Raw genomic sequence first — 24348 nt, forward strand, 5'->3', positions numbered from 1 at the left:
CGGAAGATCGTCATTCCCAACTTGATTGGGAACCACATAGTGCTCATGAATGCCTTTGAAGAGAAGAAAGCTTATGAATAATCGTACTGCCTTGGTGGGGTTTGTAGGTTGCATTAGATTCCCGCCTGCGCGAGAATGACGACCGCTCTTGGAATCTGTCAATCGTAGCTTTTCGAAAGGATTGTGCACGCGAGAAATCCCTGTTGAATTTTTTCAACAGGGATTTTATTTTCCTGACTTTCGCCTGTTTTACTCTTTAGTCCCGAAATCGTATATTTGATATACTCATGAAATTTAAAATCACCTCAGAATATCAACCCACCGGAGACCAACCGAATGCGATAAAACAATTGGTAGATGGCGTAAATGCCAATGAACATTATCAAACTTTACTAGGCGTTACGGGATCGGGAAAAACATTTACGGTAGCCAATGTGATCGAGCAGACGCAAAAACCTACACTGATTTTGAGTCACAATAAAACTTTGGCAGCGCAGCTTTACGGCGAGTTCAAAAATTTCTTCCCTGAAAACTCGGTGAATTATTTTGTCTCTTACTACGATTACTATCAGCCAGAAGCTTTTATCGCATCAAGCAATACTTATATCGAAAAAGATCTGAGTATAAACGAAGAGATTGAAAAACTCCGGTTACGCACTACCTCTTCGTTAATGAGCGGCAGACGAGATATTATCGTGGTATCATCCATCTCCTGTATTTATGGTATGGGTAATCCCGAAGATTTTTCCCGAATGGTTTTCCGTTTTGGCGTGGGCTTAAGGATTTCGAGGAATGCATTTTTACATAGCTTGGTTGAGATTTTATATTCCAGAACTACAACAGACTTTAAACGCGGAACCTTTAGGGTTAAAGGTGATACCGTTGATATTTTTCCAGCTTATCTTGATCATGCTTACCGCATCTCTTTTTTCGGTGATGATATTGAAGAACTTTCTGCAATTGATCCGGTTTCCGGGAAAACTATAGAGAAATTAGAAGACATGGCCATTTATCCGGCCAATCTTTTCGTTACTCCGAAAGATAGATTCAATTCTTCGATCTGGGGAATTCAGGAGGAGCTCGAAATCCGTAAGAACCAGTTAATTGCAGATCGACATTTGCTGGAAGCAAAACGGTTGGAAGAACGTACCAATTTCGATATCGAAATGATGAAAGAATTGGGTTATTGTTCCGGTATCGAAAACTACTCTCGTTTCTTCGATGGAAGGCAGCCCGGTATGCGTCCTTTCTGTCTGTTGGATTATTTTCCTGAAGATTATTTAATGGTAATTGATGAAAGCCATGTTACCGTTCCGCAGATCAGAGCCATGTACGGTGGCGATAGATCGAGGAAATTATCTTTAGTTGAATATGGTTTCCGTTTGCCAGCTGCACTGGATAACAGACCTTTAAACTTTAACGAATTCGAAGCGCTTGCCCCGCAAACCATTTATGTAAGTGCAACTCCGGCTGAATATGAATTGGAAAAATCAGAAGGTGTGGTAGTAGAGCAGGTAATTCGACCTACAGGTTTGTTAGATCCTGTTATTGAGATTAGACCTGCCATTAACCAGGTCGACGATCTTCTTGATGAAATAGATATTACCATAAAAGAAGGGGGACGTATTTTGGTTACCACATTAACCAAACGTATGGCTGAAGAATTAACTAAATATCTTGATCGCTTAAATATCAAGACCAGGTACATTCATTCTGAAATTAAAACCCTCGAACGTGTAGAGATTCTTCGTGGTTTACGTTTAGGAGAATTTGATGTGTTGGTTGGAATTAACCTTTTGCGTGAAGGTTTGGATTTGCCAGAGGTTACTTTGGTTGCTATTTTAGATGCGGATAAAGAAGGTTTCTTAAGGTCTGAAAAATCACTGATCCAAACCATAGGCCGTGCGGCCCGTAACGATAAGGGCCGTGTAATTATGTATGCTGATAACATTACGGATAGCATGGAGAAAACCATCTCAGAAACGAACAGACGTAGGGATATACAGATTGCTTATAACCTTGAACATGGCATTACGCCTAAAACTGTTGGTAAATCAAGGGAAGCAATTTTAGAGCAAACATCTGTCCTTGATTTCTCTCAGAAAGCAAGCGATAACAAAGCCAGGGCTTATGTAGAAAATGCCGAAATCAGCATTGCCGCCGATCCCATTGTACAATATATGGGTAAAGCAGAACTGCAAAGAGCAATTGATACTACGCGTAAAGATATGCAGAAAGCAGCAAAAGATATGGACTTTTTGCAGGCGGCAAAGCTGCGTGACGAAATGTTTGCCCTAGAAAAAATGTTTAACGAAAAATTCGGTAAGTAACGATTTGGTTTTATAGCATGATTTTTAGATAATTTAGCCTACAATTGCTTTAAACAAGTTATCTAAAAATCATTCAATGAAATCTTTTAAACTAATAACACTGATCGTACTCGGTGTCATGGGGCTAAAAAGTTATGCCCAAAATGCTACAGCAATTTCCCTTCCACTTGGAGGTAATGCCTACAGTTCTTTACACCAGGATTCAGAAAGAACATTATCCAACAGGGGAATCGTAAACTGGTCTAACCCAAAAGAATATTTTACAGCTTATTTTCGGGTTTCTAAACCTGGTACCATAACGGTATCATTAAGCGATAAACCTACTGTAGATGGGCAATCAGTTCTGGAATTCGCCATCAACAATCAATCTAAAAAGGTAGGTTTCGATGAAACCAAATCATTTGACGGCAAGATTGGCGAGTGGACCATTAAAGATACGGGCTACGTTGCCTTAACCATTAAAGGAATAAGCAAAACTGGAACGAAATTTCCTTCAATACAAGCCTTATCCATTAGTGGAACAGCAACTGAAGGCAAAACGGCTTATGTTAAAAACAACGAAGGCAACTTTTTTCATTGGGGCAGACGTGGGCCATCGGTTCACCTCAACTATCAACAACCTGAAAATGTAAATGCAGCGTGGTATTATAACGAAGTAACTGTGCCAAAGGGTGAAGATATTTTAGGCTCTTATTTTATGGCGAACGGATTTGGTGAAGGTTATTTTGGGATGCAGGTAAATAGTCCAACCGAACGGCATATCTTATTTTCAGTATGGAGTCCTTTCAATACCGACGATCCTAAAAGTATCCCGGAATCGCACAAAATAAAAATGCTAAAGAAAGGAGAAAACGTACATACGGGAGAATTTGGTAATGAAGGTGCTGGCGGTCAGAGCTACCTAAACTACATGTGGAAAGCAGGAAATACCTATAAATTTTTGTTGCATGGTGTGCCTGGAAAAGATAGCCTAACTACTTACACTGCTTATTTCTTTGCTCCCGAAATCAATAAATGGCAATTGATAGCCAGTTTTACCAGGCCGCAGACTAAAACCTATTTAAAACGCTTCCATTCCTTTTTAGAAAACTTTTCACCTGTACAGGGCGACTTATCGCGGAAGGTTTTGTTTGATAACCAATGGATCTGCGATGATAAAGGAACATGGACTGAATTAAAATCTGCCCGCTTTACGACTGACAACACAGGAGCAAAAGGATATCGGATGGATTATCAGGGAGGAGTAGATAATGGTGCCTTTTATTTAAAGAACGGGGGCTTTTTTAACGATTACACCACACCAAGAAAAATATTTACCAGAAGCACTACAGGTAAAAAACCTGAAATAGATTTCAGTAAATTACCGTAACACTCAAAATAATTATGGAATTTTGAGGCTTTAATCATGATTATATACAGCACAAATGGACGGGCAAAACAGAAAAGACATTTATCCGGGATTAGAAGTCGGAATTATCTTGAAAAAAGATCAGCGGTCGGGAAATATCACTTACGGCGTGGTGAAAGATCTGCTCACGTCATCGGCATTTCATTCCAGAGGGATAAAAGTGAGGCTCGAAGATGGTCAGGTAGGCCGCGTAGCTGAAATTATTGAAGATTAATGCGGATATTAAAACCTTTATAGGCTTATTTACGTATTATATTTGTAATCAAAATGCAATTAAAGGCACCATAAGTAACAAAATAAATTTTATGACGTCTATATTTGTAACAACAGTAATTTAAAAAATGGCATTAGTAAAATTCATTTTCATCACAATATTGGTACTTTGGCTGATCAGAATGTTGATTAGGTTAATTCTGCCAATGCTGTTTAATAACCTGGCCAGCAAAATGCAGAGTCAGGCTACTGGACAGCAACAACAAAGACGGTCAAAGCCCGAAGGCGCTATTTCGATAGATTATATGCCTCCAAAGCCTGATCAAAGTAAAACAGATAAACTCGGCGACTTCGTAGACTACGAAGAAGTGAAATAAAACTAAACCCTGAACTTGTTTCAGGGTTTTTTGTTTAAAAAGACTGTATTATATTGTAATTCAATCGAATTTGTCATGTTGGCCCAAGGTACTTCTGCGGAGAACCTGTCGAAACGCCTTGTAAAACATTTAAAACGTGCCCTTCGACAAGCTGCCATCGACATTATTCTGCAATTATTATTAGTGAGTGACTTGTGATATTTGTGCATTTCCGCACAGCTAGGCCATAGCACCGTATCTCCGTTCTACTTAAATCCGGCCTAACAAATTTTTCGGGTTTCACTGGCCTAGCCATCACGCTGGCTTCAAAAGAAAAATTTTCAGCCGGCATTTTTTGTTTCTTTTTGATGGCAAAAAGAAAGAGCCCTTCGGCGGCGGCGAGCCGAGGCAAGAACGTGCCGTTGGCCAAGAGAAAACAATTGTACGTCACTCATATTGGTTTTAAACAATTAATTACCGCTCAGGATGACAATTCTATATTTAGGATACAGACTCTTTTTTGTTTCAATTCAAAAAGCAATAATTTAAAGTATATAGTTTAAGTTTATACTTTTAAACCTCAACCCGAAAACCAAAACTATACCAACAACTATGAAATATTTTATTGTTTTTATCTCCTTGTGGATAATAAGTGCGAAATGCTTTAGCCAAACAAAACAGGATAGCTTAGCAATCAAACGTGCAGTCCTTGATTATATAGAATCGCAGCATACCCCAAACCCTAAACAAATGGAGCAGGCTTTACACCCAAGGCTGGTTAAACGCACATTTTGGACGGATAAGGGAACAAATAAGGATTATGTTCGTGAAACCTCTGCAGAATCAATGGTTATCTTAGCTGAAAGTTACAACCGCAAAAAAGATAAATTCCCCGCTGTTCCTAAAAAGGAAGTTAAAATGCTTGATGTTTCAGAGAAAACTGCCTCAGTTAAACTAATTGCAGATGAATGGATCGATTATATGCACCTTGTTAAATTGAATGGGGTCTGGAAGATTATTAATGTGCTCTGGCAATTTAATGATAGTGCGAGGCACAAATAGCGCATATTACCATTCAGCTTGAAATTTAATTACCTCATTTCTTTTCTCAATTAGTTTCAACATATAATTTTTAAGAAATATTTTTTCTACAAGCCGGCCTAATAAGCCAAATGGTGTCTGAAACTCAAAAACATCAGTCATCTCTGTCTGAGAACCCATTATTTTAAACAGGTGTTGGTGGTGGAGTTTTTTAAAGGGGCCTTTAACCATCTCATCGACAAAGAATGTTGGATATTCCATTGTACTAATCTTATTTGTCATTTCGAACGAAATGCCAAAATGCCTGGCTTGCCAGGTAATCGATTCATGTAAACCGATCAATCCACTTTTCTTCCCAGCGATGGCTTTCTCACCAGAACTTTGCATCGACTGTACATGAAGGTCGATACTTATAGCCAGATCGAAACAGCGTTCAATCGGCGCATTAATCAAGGTTTTTAAGATAATTGTGAGCATATACTTAACTTTGGTCGTTTTTTCTATGCTTTCTGCTTAAATCTGTTCGATTAACCCTATTGTTCTTAGTAAAAAATGAAAGTTTTGGATGGGAAATAAGCCGAACTTAAGGGTAAGGCTTTTTAGGGGTTAGGGTTTAGCGCTTGGTGGTTAGCGTTTAGGGTGAATATGTCTTGCTACTCAATACTTACTACTTGATACTTCTCTCATATCTCAAATCTCCTCTTCATATCTATTTAAAAACTTTCAATACCGAGCCCCAGAACCAACTTTCTTCTGCTTTAAGCATTGTTTCTAGAGTTTTATCTACATTGAGGGCAAGTTTGTTAATATCGTTTACCGATTTTTTAAAGGTTTTAAACTCAGGATCTTTTTCATCGCCCACTACCGTTGACAGTTCATTTAAAACTTTTAAAACAGGTTCTAGCTCTCTTTTTTTACGCTCTTTAGCTACCTGACGAGAAATATTCCAAACATCCTTATCGGCAAAAAAGTATTCTTTGCGCTCGCCTGCTTTGTGCTGTTTTTCAATTAAACCCCATCCAATTAAATCGCGCAGGGTCATGTTGGCGTTTCCCCTGGAGATACTCAACGCCTCCATAATTTCTTCAGTGGTAAGCGCTTCAGGAGAAATGAGTAATAGCGCATGTACCTGGGCCATGGTCCGGTTAATTCCCCATTCGGAGCCTAATTTGCCCCAAGCTTCTATAAATTTTAATTTTGCTGCTGCTAATTCCATGCACAAATATAAATTTATTTGTTTTGGAAGCTATTTGCTTTCCCGTTGTAGTTTATCCAATACCATCTGCCAGCTGGTATCGTTGTTATTTACTTTTTTTAACAGATCAGCCTGTGCCCTATCGAAATAAACAGATAGTTTTAATACCGGTAAAGCCAGATCTGGTTTAAACATCGTCCCGGGAGCAAATCCAGGTTCATTGTTCTTTGCACGGTCACGGTCGAATTTAACGGTTGTATTCACATATTCTTCGTGCTGTTTTTCACCATTAATGTATGGGATCATCCATTCTACAGATTTTTTGATCGAAGATCCTTTAGGCGACTCATAAGTATAAAAATTGGTGCCTTTCGCTCTGTCGATCATAATGGCCAACTTTAACATCGGTTCCAGGTCGTAAATGTGGTAATGCATGGCATCGCGCTCTTTAAAATCCAAACTTGTTCCGTCAGCATATAGATTGATATTGATGTGGCTTTTTAAATTGTCGATGGTCCATTTAATAAAATGCTGATTGCTTAGGGTGTAACCGATTTCGCCAACTTCTTTTAGTCGATGAGCATTCCAGTTATTAATGGCGGTAGCTCTGCCCGCTTTCATCCGTTTACTGTTAATTTCTGCTAAAGCCGTTTCAGTAAGCCATTGTTCAATCTGTTTTTTATCAGCTGTTGGGATATTTTTTTTAATCAGGTCGTAAGCTTCAATTGCTTTATCCAGATTGGTATCATCAATAGGATCGCCATTTGGTTTATTGATTTTGGCCCATGCGCCAAGAAATTCTACACATTTGTTTAAATATTTTTGATCACCTGTAATCCGGTATTGGAGAGCTAGTGCAAATATTTTGTTCATATCTGCCAGGGCTAATCTGGTTTTCTCTTTTTTTGGATTTCCCTTTAATAATCCTTCAGTCCTGATGGTATCTATTGGATTCGGGTTTTCGCTTAGATAATTTAATGCCGATTTTTCAAAGCCCAGGTATAGTTTTTTGGTTTCCTCATCATTTTTGATCTGGGTTTTCAGCTTTTTAATTTCATTGTTATTTAAACTTACAATTTGCGAAAACGAAGAAAAAGATAATAAAGCAAGAGCGATTGTAACGGCAAACTTTCTCATAATAAATAGGTTGAATTTTTATTCTTTCCTACAAATCTAATTTTTTATTCTGCATGCATTTAATTTATTACTTTTTTATACCGCCCAATTTTTTATTTTTGACGTTCGTTTAAACTTAAACAAACCTTAATGAATAACTGGTTTAATAAAAATGGCATTCACTTAGCCATTATTGCATTCTTTGTAGTCATCACTTTTGCCTACTTCAGCCCTGTTTTGCAGGGTAAAGCACCACAACAGGGAGATGTTTTGCAGGCTAAGGCCATGCAAAAAGAAATTATGGATATTAAGGCGAAAGATGGTAAAGGCCCACTTTGGACCAACCAGATGTTCGGTGGTATGCCAGCTTACCAAATTTGGGTACAGTATCCCCTCAATATTACAACGTATGGTATTGATGTAATAAAAGGTATTTTCCCAGATCCTGTTGGAACAGTTTTGTTATACCTTTTAGGCGCATACCTATTATTTTGTGTATTAAAAATAAACCCATGGCTTGCTGCTGCCGGGGCAATCGCTTTTGCATTTACCTCGTATAATTTTATCATTATTGCTGCGGGGCATAGCAATAAGGCATTAGCAATTGGCTTTTTTGCTCCTATTTTGGCTGCCATTATTCTCATTCTAAGGGGCAGGTATCTGGTAGGAGGCAGTTTGCTGGCGTTGTTTATGGCGCTAGAGATCCGCTCGAACCACATCCAAATGACCTACTATTTATTTATAGCGTTATTTATTCTAGGCTGTATAGAACTTTACCATGCCTTTAAAGCAAAACAGCTTCCGGCATTTGGTAAAGCTGTTGCTTATATAGCTGCGGGTATTTTCCTGTCGGTTCTGGTAAATGCAGGTACCCTGTGGACAACCTACGAGTATGGCAAAGAAACCATCCGTGGTAAATCGAATTTAACTACCGATAAAGCCGAGCCTGCAAATGGTTTGGATAAAGAATATGCCTACCAATGGAGCCAGGGTGTTGGAGAGAGTTTCTCATTTCTGATTCCGAATATTTATGGTGGTGCAAGCAGTATTGACGAAATTATTAAGCCTGAAAGCAATACTTATAAAGCAGTTGAAAAAAATCTTCAGGGCGTTGATCCAAAGCAGGCCATTGGTTATGTGGCGCAAAATTTGGGCACCAACCAGTATTGGGGCAATAAACCGGGTACTTCCGGGCCGTATTATTTTGGAGCCATTATCTGTTTCTTATTTGTTTTCGGACTGTTTATAGTAAAACACCGCTGGAAATGGTGGATCTTAGGATCAAGTATCTTATTGCTGTTCCTTTCCTTTGGAAATAACTTACCGTTTATTTCAGATATATTCTTCGATTACTTGCCGGGCTATAATAAATTCAGGGCGGTAGAATCGATATTGGCCGTTGTAGGTTTATTGGTACCCTTGCTGGCTATACTGGCCATTAAAGAAGCACAAGAAGGAAAATACGATCAAAAATATTTAGTGCAGAGATTAACCTGGTCAGCAGGTATTACCGGTGGTTTTGCTTTAATTATTGCCGTGATCCCTACGGTGTTCTTCAGCTTTACGCAGGCCAACCAGGCACAGGTTTTAGATGCTTTAACACAAACCTTGCAGAATAACCGAGGTGCTGCAATGGAAATTTTAAATGGCATTGTTGCCGACCGTGTGGCTTTAGCACGTGCTGATGCTTTACGTTCTTTATTGTTCGTAGCCATCGGTTTTGGAATTACCTGGGCCTTCATTACCAAAAAACTGAACATGCAATTGGCTTTTGGTTTATTGGTATTATTTGTTTTAATTGATTTGTGGCAGGTAGACCGCCGTTATTTAAACAACCAGAATTTTGTAAGTAAATCCGATTTAGATAACCATTATCAACCCAGGGATGTAGATAATTTTATAGCGGCTGATAAAGATCCAAACTTTAGGGTTTTCGATTTATCGTTGGGCGATCCGTTTAAAAGTGCCGAAACTTCTTATTTCCATAAAACCGTTGGTGGTTTCCACTCCGCGAGGTTAAAACGTTTTCAGGAGTTGGTGGATAACCAATTAACAAAAAGCGTTAACCAGGATGTGTTGGATATGTTAAATACCAAGTACATTATTACACAAGATCCTCAGAATGGATCGTATAAAATGCAGCGTAACGCAACGGCAGCGGGTAATGCCTGGTTTGTACAAAGTGTTCAGTTTGCCAAAAACGCTGATGAAGAAATGAAGGCCATTAGCAGTTTTGATGCTAAAAAAGAAGCCATTGTTGATGAAAGTTTCAAAAATTCGATTGATACCAAACGTTTAGGAACTGGTCAGGAAGGTTTTATTAAATTAACCAACTATAACCCTGATCATTTAACTTATGAGTACTCAACCGCTAAAGATGTAATTGCAGTGTTTTCAGAGATTTATTATGATAAGGGCTGGAAGATGTATATCGATGGTGTTGAAAAGCCATACTTCAGGGCTGATTATGTTTTACGTGCGGCACAATTAGAAGCAGGCAACCATAAACTTGAGTTTATTTTCCACCCAACATCGTATTATACCGGAGAGAAAATCTCTTTAGCTGGATCTATCTTATTGTTGGCCGGATTAGGTTTTGGGTTTTATTCAGAAGAAAAGAAGAAAAAGAAAGCAGTTAAAGCTTAATATATCTTTAAATACATTTATGCCCCGTAAGATTAAAATCTTGCGGGGTTTTTTGTTGCCAGAATTTTTGCAACGATTTCTTGCCACGGAAACACAGGATACCTCCCTCGGTTTGTCAACGTGAGCATAGTCGAAGGGCATTTAAAATGAATTCATTGCACACCTTGAGATTCTGAGTATTCACACTTGCGATCGTCCTCCTGAACTTAGGATCTATAAAATGCAATCAGCCTTGAGTCTTTATTCAATAATCCAAAGTCGATTTCACACCACGTGTCATCCTGAGCGTATTCGAAGGATCTTTTAATTAGAGAAAATGTAAAATAGGTGATGGTGGATTTTGCTTAACCGCTAGCCGCGGGGCCTTCTTTCTTTTGATAGCAAAAGAAACAAAACTACCAGCTCGCAATTTTTTTATTAAAGCCAGTGAGTAGGCCTGAACTGTGCCTGCCAAAAAATTGACCATGCCGGTTTAAAAGCGAAACGGAAAACAGTGCTTTGGCCTTACGGGATGGCTATGAAGAATGGAAATAGCAACTGTGCTTAAGAAATACCATTTTAGGCCTTTTGCTAACATACACTAATATCTTAATGTATTCCGCTTTGCGGATCATCCCAGCGATGATGACGGTGGGTAATGAACCAACGACTAATGAAATATTGAACCAAACAGCCCCTTCCGATGTCATTTTAACAATCTTTATCAAGTAGAATAATAATTTAACAATGTCGTAACATTTGTTTGATATACAGAGTCTTACCTTTGTAATGTAAATCAGATGATATGTTAGAATCATTCTTTGCCGTATGTTTATTAATTGTTGTACTTTATTTCTTTAGCCCCTTTGAGGTAAAACTCGATGAGGAAGAAGAGTGGTAACACAGCTAATTTATCTCTGAACTGCTTTAATCGAGCGGTAATAACACTCTTCCCCCTAAAATTTCCCGTTTATGGATAAAAGAAATGTCGATGTAGTCGTAATATCCGATGTACATTTAGGTACCTATGGTTGCCATGCAAAAGAACTTCTAAAATATCTTAAGAGCATAAAACCCAAAACACTGATCTTAAATGGCGATATCATCGATATCTGGCAGTTTAGCAAAAGTTATTGGCCCGAATCGCACATGAAGGTAATCCGTAAACTGATGAAATTCGTATCGGAGGGTGTTCAGGTTCACTATCTGACGGGAAATCATGATGAGATGCTCCGCAAATTTGATGGCATGGAAATGGGCACTTTCCATCTCCAGAATAAATTAATTTTAGAGCTGGACGGTAAAAAGGCATGGTTTTTTCATGGTGATGTTTTTGATGTTACCATGCAGCACTCTAAATGGCTGGCTAAACTTGGTGCGGTTGGCTACGATACACTGATCCTCATTAATAGTTTTGTAAACTGGGTACTTACCGCATTTGGGCGGGAGAAGATGAGCTTTTCGAAAAAGATCAAAGCTAAATTTAAAGATGCCGTTAAGTTCATCAATAGTTTTGAGCAAACTGCGGCAGAACTGGCTATCGAAAAAGGTTATCAATATGTAGTTTGTGGTCATATCCACCAGGCCGAGCAACGCGAAATCGCCACAGAAGATGGAAAAGTGCTTTACCTGAACAGTGGCGATTGGGTAGAAAGTTTAACCGCTTTAGAGTATGAAAATAAAAACTGGACGGTTTTTAAGTACGAACATCAACATTTTACGAAGGACGAATTGGATGAAGGAATCCTTTCTGATGCCGAAGATTTAAAAAGTAAACTGGACATAAATATTCTTTTACAGAATATAAAATATGAAATTGCCCAATAATTTTAGATATTCGGGGCATAAATGAAGATACTTTACGCAATACAGGGAACAGGTAACGGTCATATCAGCAGGGCACGGGAAATTATTCCTTTGCTTCAGCAGTATGGCGAATTGGATATTTTAGTAAGTGGAACACAGGCGGATGTAAAACTCAGTCAGCCTGTAAAATATCAATTGCATGGCTTCAGTTTTATCTTTGGGAAAAAAGGTGGTGTAGACCATTTTAAAACATGGCTGAACATGAATCTCTTCCGTTTTAGAAAAGATATGAAGCAGCTGCCACTGAAAGAGTACAACTTAATTGTTAACGATTTTGAACCTGTAAGCGCCTGGGCCTGTAAACTGCAGGGCATAGAATGTGTATCATTGAGCCATCAGGCTGCATTTAAATCTAAAAAAGTACCACGTCCTAGAACTTTAGATTGGGGGAAACTGATTTTGAGCCGTTATGCACCCACCAAATACCACATTGGCTTTCATTTCGACCGTTACGATACTTTTATCCATACCCCTGTAATCAGGGCAGAGATCCGAAATCTGAAAAGTGAAAATTTAGGACATTACACGGTATATCTTCCAGCCATTGACGATAAACGTTTGGTAAAGCTTTTTACACAGCTTCCTGAGGTTACATGGCAGGTTTTTTCTAAACACAGTAAAGTTGCCTATCAGGAAGGGAATGTTTTTGTAGAACCTGTTAACAATGAAAAATTTAATAAAAGCCTGGCCACCTGCGAAGGCTTGTTTACCGGTGGCGGTTTCGAAGGACCTGCTGAAGCACTTTACCTAAAGAAAAAACTGCTGGTGGCGCCTATGCGTTTCCAGTTTGAACAACAATGTAATGCCTACGCCTTAAAACAGTTTGGTTTGCCTGTAATTTGGGGAAGTACCAGAAACTGGTTGCCGATTATCAAAAACTGGATAGAAAACCCTCAACAGCATGAGTTTAATTTCCCAGATGAAACGGCCCAGATCATTGACGATATGGTGAAGAAATACGCGAGGGTTTAATCATAGGATAATTAGCTAAAAATAGAAAGTTATATTAAAGTACCGTAAACTCATACATGTCTGATTCCGAAGTATAACCGTATGAATCCCTAGATACAATTTTCCAATAGTATTTAACCCCAGAACTTACTGTTGCAGGGTAGGTGTTTGATCCGGATTTAGATAGTATAAGCGCTGGGGTAGTCGTAGTGCCCAGATATATATCGTAATTCACTACGTTTCCATCAGGGTCGTCCGTTCTCCAGGATAGCGTAATTTTGCCAGCTGATGAAGCAATAGATTGTTTTTTTGTTGGAGATATTAGTTCTGCAGGATAAGGGGCATACCTTGTTATTCCTTCGCCCGCATTGTAGAATTTCCATACTTCACTCTCGAATACCTCGCCATTATTGTTCTTTGATTTGGTTTGTACAAACCAGGAGTAAGGCGTATTTCTCTCAAGCGACATTTCGGTTTGGTTAGTGATTAATGGTGTTTGAATAAATGAATTGCCGGTGTTTAAATTTTTAACTGTGATTGTATAACTTTCCACGCTCTGTCCTTCAGTCCATTTAAAGGTTACCTTACTGGCAGTAGACGATTGCACAACGCCAGCATAACAAACCTCGTTTTTGGTGGGAAGCAGCAAGGTTGCCTTGGTAGTTGTTCCGTTTGCAGGAGGAGGCACAACAGGAGGAGCAGGTGGTGTTGGTTCTGGAGCAGGGGGGCTCTTCTTTCCGCAGGCCAAAGCCAAAGTCAACAAAGCTATTCCCAATATTATTTTTATTTTCATTATTTCTTTATAATCTTGGTTTTTAAAATATTCTGTCCGTTTAGTGTTCTCAAAACAAATATTCCGGGAGGAAGCGAAGCCAGATTAAGGCGTAAGTAGCTACCTGAATTCGTTACTACTTTTTCGTACACCTTTTTTCCAGCCTGATCGTACACCTGTATCGTAATGTTTGGCACTTTGGGATCTATTGGTAACTCTATGTTTAATTCGGTTTCGAAAGGGTTAGGGTACGCCTTGATGTTTCCTTCGAGTATGATCTTTTTTTCAATTATACCCTGACAAGCAGTTGCCGTTGATATCTTCAGATCATTGCTTCCTGCCGAAAGCGGTAGTGTAATCTCACCAGTGTTGCTTTGATAAGACTTTCCGTTTAACGAAATGAAATATAAATCCGCCCCTGCCATCATAAGGGTTACGCTTTGGTCGGGATTGATAGTAGAAGAGGTAAGCACTACGTCTTTCGGTTCGGTAATGGCAACAGTAAAACATTTGTTGTAGTTGGCATCATCTTCATGGGTTACGCATACAGTATAACTGCCAGAACCAAGGTTATTAAAGTTTGTACTTTGGGTGAATGTAGTTGTTTTAATCAGGTCGCCATTGGAATAAAGCCTAGCCGTATATTTTAGAGCCTGTACTGCGATTACCTCTATCAAGCCGTCATCATTCTTTTTACACGATTCGTTTACTACTTTTATTTTTAGGTTGGTATTGGGTAAGCTGGCAAGGGCAGTGATCATGATCGGATCAGACCAAATGCCAAAATTATTATAGGTGCTGGATACGGTATAATTGCCGCTTTCGCCAGCCTGGATAGTACCACTGGTTGCCCCGGTTATTAAGATCCCATTACGGTACCATTGGTATTTAACATCATTAATGGTATTTATATTTAACATTACACTAGCTCCCGGCGAAAGTGTAGTAGAGCCACCGGGCACAATAACTACTTTTGGTACGTAAAAGTACCCCTCTTTTTTAGCCGTGCCAATTGGTGTGGTTACTTCAACAAGTCCGGAAGCGGCTTTTCCGATGATGCCGTAAATCTCGTTAGCACTCGTAACACTAAATGATTTCGCTGGTACACCTCCAAACTTTACAGCAGTAGTTCCCGTAAAATCACCTCCCCTAATGGTGAAGGAATAGTTTTCTGACGATATCATTGGCTCTACATAACTGATAAGTGGTTGAGGGATATACTCAAAGTCTTCTGCCGAGCCAATTCCACTCGGGGTAGTAACTGCAATTCTTCCTGATCCTCCATCTCCCAAAGTTGCCGTAATGCTGCTAGAAGAGTTAATTACGAATGATTTAGCTTGGAAATCACCGATTTGTACATGTGTGGCTCTCGTAAAATTACTTCCAGAGATCGTGATGGTCTGATCCAAAGTCGCTTTTTTAGGTGTAAATGAGGTGATCTGTGGGATGGGTTTTCCAATCTGATTGGTGTAAATCCGCATTGGATAACCAGAAAGCAAGATGTCGGGCCTATCATCCCCGTCCAGATCACCGATCGTTGATGAACCTGCTTCGGTATTCTGATAAGCTGCTTCTGGTTGAAAGGAAATGGTTCCACTACTACTCGAATTCTTGAAAATACCTACTCCCTCGCCAAGAATATCCATTTTGCCATCACCATCCAGATCTGCAATGGTGAAATCGTACCAACGTTCTGCAGTGTTAAAGCTTAAAGTTGGTGATGTAGCAAGCAATCCACCCGTATTCTTAAAAATATCGAACGTATTTAAAACATGATCCCTGGTAACCAAATCTATATTTCCATCGCCATCCAAATCTTCCGCTCGTAGCTGATGGGTAGTTGATGATATTGCAATTTCCGCTACTTTGGTAAAAGAGATATTGCCCGGAAGTGAAGTATTACGCATCTGGGTCATAAAACCACCACCCGAAGAGATCATCACAAGGTCCATTCTGCCGTCATTATCAAGATCGGTTGTAATAAAGCCTGATGGAGAACCCGGACCATAATAATAAAAGGCTTTTTCAAATTTAATCTCTCCGGGTTTACTGATGTTCCTAAGTACTGCGACCTGCTCGGTACCCCTGATCACGATATCTGGTCTTCCATCAAGGTCTATGTCCGAAGTTAAGAAGTAAATACCGCTGGCATTCACTTCTATTTTATCGGCCAGCGAAACCTGTCCGGTGATACTTGTGTTTCTAAAAATCGTTAAACTATTGCTGGTATTGCTATAAAGGGAGTTGTTTAATAAAAAGTCCGGCTTTCCATCCCCATCAAAATCTGCTATAGCTATTTTCTGCGATGCTTGATCGTGTTTAAATGTCTTTACCTGATCAAAGCTAACCGAACCCTTAACCCCTGCATTTCTTAAAATACTGAAGCTAGCATCCTGCTCGGTTACCACATCGAGTATCCCATCCCCGTCAACATCAGTCAGCGAAGCAATGTTAGCATACTGTGTAAATTTCTGTAACTCTGCATAAGCATTTTTATCGAAGCTTGCAGCGGCTCCGGGGTAGGTATTAATGTAGGGCATAGCCGTATAAGCAGTAAGGTTATTTGATGTAACCGAGATATTGGTCTGTTTGCTACCCTTTGGTGCTTCAACAACCAGGCTCAGTGCAGTAGCACTGATTACCTTTGCAGGCACATCGCCAAAGTAAACGACGTTATTTTCGGCAACCGGGTCAAAGTTAAGCCCTGCGATGCTAACCACAGTGCCCGATGGGCCGCTTTTAGGGTTAAAAGAAGTGATTTTCGGGGCAATGCCAAATGAAAAACCAGGTTTGGAGCCCGTACCGATGGATGTGGTTACACTAATGGTACCCGAAGATCCCTTGGCAACCTTGGCCACTATTTCGGTAGGGCTTTTAAGAGTGAAAGATTGTGCATCAATATCTCCAAAACGAACAGTAGCTACACCGCTGAAATTATAGCCAGTAATGGTTACTTCGGTGCCTTCTACAGCTACTGTTGGCGAGAATGAATTTATAAAAGGAGAGGGTGAAATTAGGTTGCGGAGCGTTTTGTATTTGGTTTGAGCCGATGCTCCTCCAATAATATCACTTTTACCATCGCCATCCAGATCTGCGATGCTCAACCCAATGATATCTGTTGATAACACCTGATCTATCCGGTCAGCCAGGCTAATAGATCCGGCATTAGAAGTATTCTTAAAAACACTGATCGTTTTTTCTCTCGAGTTGACGACAATATCGATTTTCCCATCCCCATCAAGATCGGTAATGCCTATTTCTGTAGGAAAGGAACGAGTAGAGTAATCCCTGGCCTCCCTGTTAAAATTGATCTGTCCGGCAATGGAGTTGTTTTTGTAAAAGATAAGCGCGTTATTATCGGCCAATACCGAGATGATATCTAACTTGCCATCATTATCAATATCCCCGCAGTTCATGGTTCTTATATTTTTTTCTAAAAATTCCTTTTTTGCTTCAAAAGCAATCGTTCCTACTGTACTAATATTGCGTAAAATGGCGAACTTACCAGTAAAGAAACTCACGAAACAAAGATCCATTTTACCATCATTATCAAGATCCGCAACCTTAGTACAGCTGCCCTCTGCTGAAACATTTGTTTTATCAAAAAACGAAATGGCACCCACTGATGATGAATTCTTAATTATGGTATTACCGCTGATAATATCTGGCTTGCCATCACTATCGAGGTCGCTGATGATCAAGGATAATACGCTGATGCCGGATATTTTGATTGGAGCATCAAAGCTTACCCCACCAACGTTCGAAGTATTTCTAAAAACGGATATCTCGCTGTTATCCTGTGCGCCTGCAATCACATCTAGCTTTCCGTCTCCATCCATATCAGCACTCGCCATGTAATGATAAAATCTGCCAATCCCGAAAATTTCGCTGTCCTGAAAATTGATCTGTCCCTGGGTACCATTACCTTTAAGGATGCTAAAGCCCGATTTGCCTAAATTGGTGATATTGGGTATAGCGCAGTCGAGTTTTCCATCGCTGTCAAAATCCCCAATGGCAACGCCATAATTCAGATAAGTTCCATACTCGGTATCGCTTTCTTTAAAGGGAGTGTTTGCAATAACGTTATTTCCTGAAAGTAGAGGAGAAAAGGGTTTAGCCGAATAGGCCGTGAGTTGATGGTAGCTTACTGAAATACTTCCATACCCAGCTCCTACTGGTACGGTTACGCTAAGCTGTGTTGAAGTACTTGAATTAACCACCGCCTTTACCCCTCCAAAGTAGACTATGTTCTCTGCAGGAACCAAACTGAAGTTGTTTCCGTTGATTTTAATCTCTCCTCCAACGGAGGCTAGTTGAGGAGAAAAAGAGGTAATAACGGGTGTAAAATAAAAGGTAAAGCTACCCATTGAAGAAGAACCACCTGCTTTGGATACCATAAGGTTTCCGTTCGCTGATGCTCCGATTACCGCAGTGATTAATGTTGGGGATTTGATTTGAAAGGACTTTACTGGTGTACCGCCTATCGAAACGGCTGTTATTCCCTCAAAGCCGGCACCATTAATGGTAAGCACTTCGTTAATGGTGCCACTCTTTGGAAAGAAAGATGATATTACCGGCTGAAGAATAAACCCCACTAATTCTCCGCTACCACCGGCTGCGGTTACTGATACTTTTCCTGAGGTTCCGGCACCCACTGTTGCAGTAATGCTTGTGGGAGAGTCTACCCTGAAAGCGCTGGCCAATGTACCACCAAACCGAACCTCCTTTACATTCTCAAAATTACTCCCTGTAATAATGATTTCGCTATTTGGAAGAGCTGTAAGTGGATTAAAGGAGGTTATCACTGGTGGGGGTATGAATGTAAAACCGCTTGCCCTGGCTATGCCATCAGCGGTGAATAGCGAGATGTCGCCGGAGGCCCCATTGGATATGGTTATAACTAACTTGGCTGCTGAGCTAATGACAAAGGAGGAACTGACTCCACCTACGGTTACCTTTGTTACGCCAGAAAAGTTTGTTCCTTCTAAGGTGACCTTTTCTCCAATACTAGCAGATTGAGGCAAAAACGAGCTAATATTTGGAAGAGGCGAAAGGGTAATCTCCTGAGTAATACTCTCGCTCCGGTTGCCATTATTAACTTCTAATCTAATGATGTCTTTTGTATTCGATGTTCTTGGATAAGAAGCGTTATAAGTAGTAGCAAAGAGGACATCGTTTTTAAACCATTTATAACTGTAGTCTGTTCTGGAGTAGTTTGTAAGGTTTATCGTGCCAGCGGTTGGCAATTTCGATTTATCTACACTAAAGACTGCTTTAGGTATTGGTGTTCCGCCACCATTAGTGGTAGATTCAAGGAGACCATAGCCGCCACCTACTAAAAATTCGTTGCTGTTCCAAAAGTTAAAGGTATAGTGCTGATAGCCTAGGTAAGTAAAAGCCGTCTCTCTTGGTAGCGCTTCCCAAATTTTCCCTCCATTGGTCGTTTTGTATACGTTGTAGGCGCCTCCCAGTCCAAATCCAATATTATCATCCAAGAATTCCATTTTGCTGAAATTAGTCGGATCATATTGAGGATTGTTCTTGAGGGTCCAATTATTACCCGCATCGCTGGTCGAGAAAATGCTTCCGGCGAAATTTACCCAACACTTTGTTGGACTTAGAAAACTCGAACTCTGAATAGAGTTATTGGCCAGGCCATTAGGCATGTTCATTCGGTCCCAAGTATTGCCCAGATTGGTAGATCTGAGGATTCCGTTCTGTCCTGTAACTGCCAAAAAAGAGGTGCCAGAAGACTGTATCCGCTTAAAATAGCTATCTATTGCTGTATAAACAGTAGTCCAGGTTTGTCCCTTATTTGTTGTCTTTAATATGCGGTCCTTGTCAATGGCATAGCCGGTTGAACCGTTTTCAGGAAAAATCATATCCACGATATAGGAAAACTTGGTATCGGATACTTGAGCATGATAAACAAGTTTAAAGGTTGTTCCCCCATCGCTGGAAGATAATATTGAGGGGACCAATCCGTAGTCGCCATAAACGATCAGGTTGTTTTTATCAAATGCAATGGTGCCAGTAAGTGCGAATCCAAATGTCAGATTAGCCTGAAAACCATTAAAATTTACATTGGATGGACTTATTTCTCTTTTTTGGTAACTGGCCCCGCCATCAGTGGTATAGCCAATCCAGTTCTTGAAGGTAATGTATCCTTCGGATTTACTGTACAGGGAGATTTTACGAAGTTCATTTTCCTCATCAGTATCCTTATATACCTGTTTTAATTGGGAATATGAATTGAATGATAATACTGAAAAAAAAAGAGATAGGATAAAAAGTAATTTGATATTCACGGAGCAATAATTTTAATAAAAATATAAAAAATAATGGATTATTGATATCCATTACCAAGCTGAAGCTGGATTTGGATATAAACCAACATTTTGTTAGACAGTAGAAGTTTTCCCTTTAACCTTTCGTCTCTCCCCTTTTATCTTTCTTCCCCTACTCTTAAATTATTTTCTTTACTTTGCCTACTCTTAAAAAAGGTATGATTAATCAGTTTAGAAAGCTAAATCCTATTAACCTCGTATTCTTGCTGGCATACACATTCTTTTTGCGTATTGCCATTTTTCATGAAACACACGATAAGCTGAATTTTGATTTTTTGGAACCATTTGCCAGGTTATTGATCAATATAGATTTAGACAATGCCTTTACGCCATATACCAATATTTTTATCGCGGCACTTTTGGTTTATGTACAGGCTTTAATTTTCAATCGAGTTGTAAACAATCATAATTTATTGGCCAAACCCAGTTTCCTGCCAGGGCTGATGTTTATAACAGGAACAAGTTTGTTTATGCCTTTTATGATCCTAAGTCCGGCATTGTTATGTAACTTTCTGTTGATTTGGATTATCGATAAGTTTTTAAAACTGGGTAAAAGTGCGAACTCTATTACCACTGTTTTCGATATCGGGATGATTATTGGGGTAGGAACATTGATCTATTTTCCGTTTATGGCCATGTTACTTATGATCTTTTTAGCACTATTGCTTTTTAGATCATTTAATTGGCGCGAATGGGTAGCCGGCTTGATTGGCTTTATTACAGTTTTCTTTTTTCTGGCCGTATTTTATTATTGGAATGATAATTTAAGCTCGTTTTATCAGATCTGGAAACCATTAGGCAATAAGTTTCCTTCGGTTTTTAAAATCAACTATAACGATTACCTGGTGCTAATCCCGGTAACGGTAATTATCATACTGGCATCACTACAGCTCCGGGAAAATTTCTTCAGGAGTTTTATCAGTACACGGAAAAGTTTTCAGCTGTTGTTTTTCATGTTTATTATTTCAGCAGCAAGTTTTTACCTCAAACCGGATTTCAGGACCTGGCATTTTTTGCTTTGTGTACCGCCAGGATCGGTACTGTTGGCGTATTATTTCAGCAATGCTAAAAAACGTTGGTTTTACGAAACATTGTTCGTTTTATTTGTGCTTTCGATACAGTATTTTCTGTTTGTTTAACCTTTTTTAACAAATAACTAGAGCGAAACTTGACAAAGATTAATAGCTTTGTGCATGATTTTAGAATTAAAGCTTTTTAAGTTTTAATCAAGATGGATAAAAAATGGAGTCATTGGAATTTCTAAGAACATGTTATTTGCCGTGGGAGATTTTAAATGCGTAGACTAAGCATTGATATTGGAAATTCTGCAGTTAAGGTTGCTGTTTTTGCAGAGAAGGAAATTATTCACCATCAGCGTTTCAATAAAATTGGGATACTTGACCTGGCTCAATTGATTGAGAAGTTTTCGCCATCGAAATCCATCATCAGTAGTGTTAACCAGGAAGTTGGACCATTAGAAGTATTTTTAAAAAAGCATACCGAGTATATCCGTTTTTCAACCATGTTGACGAACGGCGTGCAAAATAGATATAAAACGCCAGTTACTTTAGGATTAGATAGATGGGCTGCTATTTTGGGTGCAAATGGCTTACATCCAACAAATGCAAGTTTAGTGGTTGATGCGGGTACCTGTATTACTTATGATGTTTTAAGTAGCACGAAGGAATATTTTGGCGGAAGTATAAGCCCAGGTATTAAAATGCGTTTTAAGGCTGTACACGAATTTACTGGCCGTTTGCCTTTGGTGGAGTGGGATGCAAATGAGGCTATTGTGGAAGGTACGGATACACAGTCGGCAATCAAAAATGGCGTTTTACAAGGAATAATAAACGAAATTGAAGGCTTTATTGCCCTAAATAATAAAAAAGAAAGTGCTCTGAAGGTAATTATAACGGGGGGTGATGCTAATTTTTTGTATAAACAATTACAAAACAGCATCTTTGCGCCTCAAATTATAAAAGATCCTTACTTAGTATTAAAAGGATTAAATGAAGCTATTGCAGATTAAAATGTACAAAAGAATAAATTATATTGCAGCCATACTCGTTCTAGTTTGTGGTTTAAGTGCTCAGGCACAGGTTACCACTTCATCACCATATTCAAGATATGGACTTGGAAATATAAAGGGCTCTTTGTTGCCCCAGCTTAGGGCAATGGGTGGGATTTCTACCGCAGTAGGTAAAGTAACAGGGTTCAATTATATTAATATGCAAAACCCTGCATCTTATGCCGGAATAACTTTAACCACCATTGATGTGGGCATGAGTGCTGGTTTAACCAATCTTTCGCGAAACAATTTAAGCGAAACGAGTTTCAATTCTACTTTTAGCCATTTGGCATTTGCTGCTCCGGTTACCAAAAGATCGGCCTTGAGTTTTGGTATTTTGCCTTACTCAGATTTGGGTTATTCTTACAGAAACACAACCAAAGTTGATACAACCACTTTAGACCAGCTTTATGAAGGCGAAGGCGGCTTATCAAAGGCCTATATAGGTTATGGTTATCGTTTTGGCGATCATTTAAGAATTGGTGGTAACTTAGAATATATTTTTGGCAACCTCCAAACTACCAGGGCTACCGAATTCCAATCAGTAGGGGCTTATAATGCTAAACTTCAAAATAAAAATAGTGTTGGTGGTATAAATTACTCTTATGGCATCCAGTACGATTTTAATATCGGTAAGAAAACAATTATGACCCTGGGTTATTCTGGAAGTACTTCTGGAAAAATAAATTCAACGCAAACTTCTTTTGCTACATTCTACACAAGAGATCAAAGTGGTAATGAAAACCCTGCAGCCGATACGTTAAATATCGCAAATAACGGAAAATCTAATCTTACCTTGCCATTAACGCACAATTTTGGGATCTCTATCCAGCAGAATGATAAGTGGATGATCGGTGCCGATTTTAGAATGAGTAAATGGTCTGCAACAAGTATCAATAATGTAAATCAAGGTTTGCAAGATAGCTGGGGTGCTTCTTTGGGTGGCCAGTGGACCCCAGACGCATTTTCTTACAATAGTTATATGAAACGTGTAGATTACCGTCTTGGTTTTAATTACGATAAAACATATATCAAAATCGGTAATCAGGATATCAAACAAATGGGTGCATCGTTGGGTTTTGGCTTCCCGTTGCCTACTGCTAACGGTGGTTCAGCATTTTATAAAATCAACTTTACAACCGAGTTCGGACAAAGGGGAACGTTAAGCGATAATCTTGTTAAAGAGAAGTTTATTAATTTCCACTTAGGCTTTACCTTGAACGATACCTGGTTCCGTAAGTACCGTGTAGACTAATGAATTTAAGGACATTTTTATATGGTCTGTTTCTGGTGTTGCCTTTTTTTCTGGCTTCCTGTGGAGACGACGATCTAAAAAATGCCAATTCAGTCTCACCAAATAAAGTAATCCTGTCCAGGGATCGGACCATTGGTGTCGATATCACTTACAGCGATTCGGCCAGAATTAAGGCTAAAGGTTATGCCCCAATAATGGATAAGGTTACGCCTTCGAACGGAAGCGCTTATCAGGAAATGATTAAGGGTGTAAATATCGATTTTTATAACCCTAACGGAACCATTGATGGAAACCTGGTTTGCGATTACGCCATTAGGAAGGATAATGAGCTTAAAACCGAGTTTAGGAAAAATGTAGTCGTAAAAAACAGTAAGGGCGATACTTTCTCTTCACAGGAACTGATCTGGGATGAGTCGAAAAAGATTTTTTATTCCAATCAACGGGTATATGTGAAAGGAGTAGATGGAAGCATAGGCGAAGGCATCAACTTCAAAGCTCCGCAGGATTTTAGTACCTATGAAATGGATAGTGGAAACGGCGAGCTGAACATGAAGGAAGGCGTAGCGCCTTAGTTGCAATGTACAAATGATAGAATGAGTGAATTATTGAATGTTAATGGATTTATTCAAATTATCCTTCAATAGCTCCATCATTCAATCACTCAAAATTCTGTCATTCAATCATTAAAACAGGGCCTGTATTTGCTTAAAAATTAAACACTTGATAAATAAAATTTTGTGTTTTCTTTTTTGAGGCAAATTTGTATCTTGCGCCCTCTTAAAAAAGAACTAAATAAATTTATAAT

Annotated in this window: 17 protein-coding genes; 12 read left to right on the top strand and 5 right to left on the bottom strand. The window is 39.2% G+C overall.

Features of this window, described 5'->3' with window-relative positions; translation table 11 throughout:
* The first annotated feature begins 287 nt into the window (after nucleotides 1-287).
* The 5 genes from uvrB to LQ227_RS22640 all read left to right on the top strand — a co-directional run bounded on the left by uvrB (nucleotide 288) and on the right by LQ227_RS22640 (nucleotide 5369).
* Nucleotides 288-2330 carry an excinuclease ABC subunit UvrB gene (gene uvrB, locus LQ227_RS22620; RefSeq protein ID WP_305800048.1) on the top strand — a complete coding sequence of 681 codons (2043 nt, stop codon included), beginning with the start codon at nucleotides 288-290 and terminating at the stop codon, nucleotides 2328-2330.
* A gap of 76 nt (nucleotides 2331-2406) precedes the next feature.
* A complete protein-coding gene (locus tag LQ227_RS22625) occupies nucleotides 2407-3699 on the top strand; it encodes a DUF3472 domain-containing protein (RefSeq protein WP_230151219.1) in 1293 nt (430 codons plus the stop codon).
* A 55-nt stretch (nucleotides 3700-3754) separates the two neighbouring features.
* Complete coding sequence (locus LQ227_RS22630) at nucleotides 3755-3952, top strand: YwbE family protein (RefSeq protein ID WP_086548157.1); 198 nt, start codon at nucleotides 3755-3757, stop codon at nucleotides 3950-3952.
* Nucleotides 3953-4079: 127 nt separating this feature from the next.
* Nucleotides 4080-4328 (top strand): DUF4834 family protein, encoded by a 249-nt coding sequence (locus tag LQ227_RS22635; protein WP_230151222.1) that lies wholly within the window; start codon nucleotides 4080-4082, stop codon nucleotides 4326-4328.
* 591 nt (nucleotides 4329-4919) lie between these two features.
* A complete protein-coding gene (locus LQ227_RS22640; protein ID WP_230151225.1) occupies nucleotides 4920-5369 on the top strand; it encodes a nuclear transport factor 2 family protein in 450 nt (149 codons plus the stop codon).
* A gap of 6 nt (nucleotides 5370-5375) precedes the next feature.
* Here LQ227_RS22640 and LQ227_RS22645 read toward each other — a convergent pair whose 3' ends face one another.
* The 3 genes from LQ227_RS22645 to LQ227_RS22655 all read right to left on the bottom strand — a co-directional run bounded on the left by LQ227_RS22645 (nucleotide 5376) and on the right by LQ227_RS22655 (nucleotide 7680).
* Nucleotides 5376-5825 (bottom strand): SRPBCC family protein, encoded by a 450-nt coding sequence (locus LQ227_RS22645; protein WP_230151227.1) that lies wholly within the window; start codon nucleotides 5823-5825, stop codon nucleotides 5376-5378.
* Nucleotides 5826-6057: 232 nt separating this feature from the next.
* The gene (locus LQ227_RS22650; protein WP_230143381.1) at nucleotides 6058-6564 is read right to left on the bottom strand and encodes a GbsR/MarR family transcriptional regulator; all 507 of its coding nucleotides are present in this window, start codon (nucleotides 6562-6564) and stop codon (nucleotides 6058-6060) included.
* Nucleotides 6565-6594: 30 nt separating this feature from the next.
* Nucleotides 6595-7680 (bottom strand): alginate lyase family protein, encoded by a 1086-nt coding sequence (locus LQ227_RS22655; protein WP_230151229.1) that lies wholly within the window; start codon nucleotides 7678-7680, stop codon nucleotides 6595-6597.
* 129 nt (nucleotides 7681-7809) lie between these two features.
* Between LQ227_RS22655 and LQ227_RS22660 the strand changes: the two genes are divergently transcribed.
* The 3 genes from LQ227_RS22660 to LQ227_RS22670 all read left to right on the top strand — a co-directional run bounded on the left by LQ227_RS22660 (nucleotide 7810) and on the right by LQ227_RS22670 (nucleotide 13122).
* Nucleotides 7810-10305 carry a YfhO family protein gene (locus LQ227_RS22660; protein ID WP_230151232.1) on the top strand — a complete coding sequence of 832 codons (2496 nt, stop codon included), beginning with the start codon at nucleotides 7810-7812 and terminating at the stop codon, nucleotides 10303-10305.
* Between the two features lie 951 nt (nucleotides 10306-11256).
* Nucleotides 11257-12111, top strand: a complete 855-nt coding sequence (locus LQ227_RS22665) for a UDP-2,3-diacylglucosamine diphosphatase (RefSeq protein ID WP_230143385.1) — start codon at nucleotides 11257-11259, stop codon at nucleotides 12109-12111.
* A gap of 21 nt (nucleotides 12112-12132) precedes the next feature.
* On the top strand, nucleotides 12133-13122 hold the full coding sequence (locus LQ227_RS22670; RefSeq protein ID WP_230143386.1) for a glycosyltransferase family protein: 990 nt from the start codon (nucleotides 12133-12135) through the stop codon (nucleotides 13120-13122).
* A gap of 34 nt (nucleotides 13123-13156) precedes the next feature.
* Here LQ227_RS22670 and LQ227_RS22675 read toward each other — a convergent pair whose 3' ends face one another.
* The gene (locus LQ227_RS22675) at nucleotides 13157-13894 is read right to left on the bottom strand and encodes a hypothetical protein (RefSeq protein ID WP_230143387.1); all 738 of its coding nucleotides are present in this window, start codon (nucleotides 13892-13894) and stop codon (nucleotides 13157-13159) included.
* A complete protein-coding gene (locus tag LQ227_RS22680; protein WP_230151240.1) occupies nucleotides 13894-20181 on the bottom strand; it encodes an IPT/TIG domain-containing protein in 6288 nt (2095 codons plus the stop codon). Before LQ227_RS22680 ends, LQ227_RS22675 begins: the two co-directional genes overlap by 1 nt.
* 197 nt (nucleotides 20182-20378) lie before the next feature.
* On the opposite strand from LQ227_RS22680, the gene LQ227_RS22685 reads away from it, so the two are divergent.
* From LQ227_RS22685 to LQ227_RS22700, 4 genes are all read left to right on the top strand, one after another.
* Nucleotides 20379-21359 (top strand): DUF6427 family protein, encoded by a 981-nt coding sequence (locus LQ227_RS22685; RefSeq protein ID WP_230143389.1) that lies wholly within the window; start codon nucleotides 20379-20381, stop codon nucleotides 21357-21359.
* Nucleotides 21360-21514: 155 nt separating this feature from the next.
* Nucleotides 21515-22249: a type III pantothenate kinase gene (locus tag LQ227_RS22690; protein WP_230151242.1), complete on the top strand. Its 735-nt coding sequence runs from the start codon at nucleotides 21515-21517 to the stop codon at nucleotides 22247-22249.
* A gap of 1 nt (nucleotide 22250) precedes the next feature.
* Nucleotides 22251-23543 carry an OmpP1/FadL family transporter gene (locus tag LQ227_RS22695; protein WP_230151245.1) on the top strand — a complete coding sequence of 431 codons (1293 nt, stop codon included), beginning with the start codon at nucleotides 22251-22253 and terminating at the stop codon, nucleotides 23541-23543.
* Nucleotides 23543-24115: a hypothetical protein gene (locus LQ227_RS22700; RefSeq protein WP_230151247.1), complete on the top strand. Its 573-nt coding sequence runs from the start codon at nucleotides 23543-23545 to the stop codon at nucleotides 24113-24115. The genes LQ227_RS22695 and LQ227_RS22700 overlap by 1 nt, the downstream gene beginning before the upstream one ends.
* Nucleotides 24116-24348 lie beyond the last annotated feature (233 nt).

The organism is Pedobacter sp. Bi27, assembly GCF_918698255.1.
Taxonomy (GTDB): domain Bacteria; phylum Bacteroidota; class Bacteroidia; order Sphingobacteriales; family Sphingobacteriaceae; genus Pedobacter.

Coding starts and splice junctions, on each gene's coding strand:
- LQ227_RS22640 (WP_230151225.1), top strand. CDS start 4,920: ATGAAATATTTTATTGTTTTTATCTCCTTGTGGATAATAAGTGCGAAA.
- LQ227_RS22655 (WP_230151229.1), bottom strand. CDS start 7,680: ATGAGAAAGTTTGCCGTTACAATCGCTCTTGCTTTATTATCTTTTTCT.
- uvrB (WP_305800048.1), top strand. CDS start 288: ATGAAATTTAAAATCACCTCAGAATATCAACCCACCGGAGACCAACCG.
- LQ227_RS22645 (WP_230151227.1), bottom strand. CDS start 5,825: ATGCTCACAATTATCTTAAAAACCTTGATTAATGCGCCGATTGAACGC.
- LQ227_RS22660 (WP_230151232.1), top strand. CDS start 7,810: ATGAATAACTGGTTTAATAAAAATGGCATTCACTTAGCCATTATTGCA.
- LQ227_RS22670 (WP_230143386.1), top strand. CDS start 12,133: ATGAAGATACTTTACGCAATACAGGGAACAGGTAACGGTCATATCAGC.
- LQ227_RS22635 (WP_230151222.1), top strand. CDS start 4,080: ATGGCATTAGTAAAATTCATTTTCATCACAATATTGGTACTTTGGCTG.
- LQ227_RS22625 (WP_230151219.1), top strand. CDS start 2,407: ATGAAATCTTTTAAACTAATAACACTGATCGTACTCGGTGTCATGGGG.
- LQ227_RS22690 (WP_230151242.1), top strand. CDS start 21,515: ATGCGTAGACTAAGCATTGATATTGGAAATTCTGCAGTTAAGGTTGCT.
- LQ227_RS22650 (WP_230143381.1), bottom strand. CDS start 6,564: ATGGAATTAGCAGCAGCAAAATTAAAATTTATAGAAGCTTGGGGCAAA.
- LQ227_RS22630 (WP_086548157.1), top strand. CDS start 3,755: ATGGACGGGCAAAACAGAAAAGACATTTATCCGGGATTAGAAGTCGGA.
- LQ227_RS22665 (WP_230143385.1), top strand. CDS start 11,257: ATGGATAAAAGAAATGTCGATGTAGTCGTAATATCCGATGTACATTTA.
- LQ227_RS22695 (WP_230151245.1), top strand. CDS start 22,251: ATGTACAAAAGAATAAATTATATTGCAGCCATACTCGTTCTAGTTTGT.
- LQ227_RS22685 (WP_230143389.1), top strand. CDS start 20,379: ATGATTAATCAGTTTAGAAAGCTAAATCCTATTAACCTCGTATTCTTG.
- LQ227_RS22675 (WP_230143387.1), bottom strand. CDS start 13,894: ATGAAAATAAAAATAATATTGGGAATAGCTTTGTTGACTTTGGCTTTG.
- LQ227_RS22700 (WP_230151247.1), top strand. CDS start 23,543: ATGAATTTAAGGACATTTTTATATGGTCTGTTTCTGGTGTTGCCTTTT.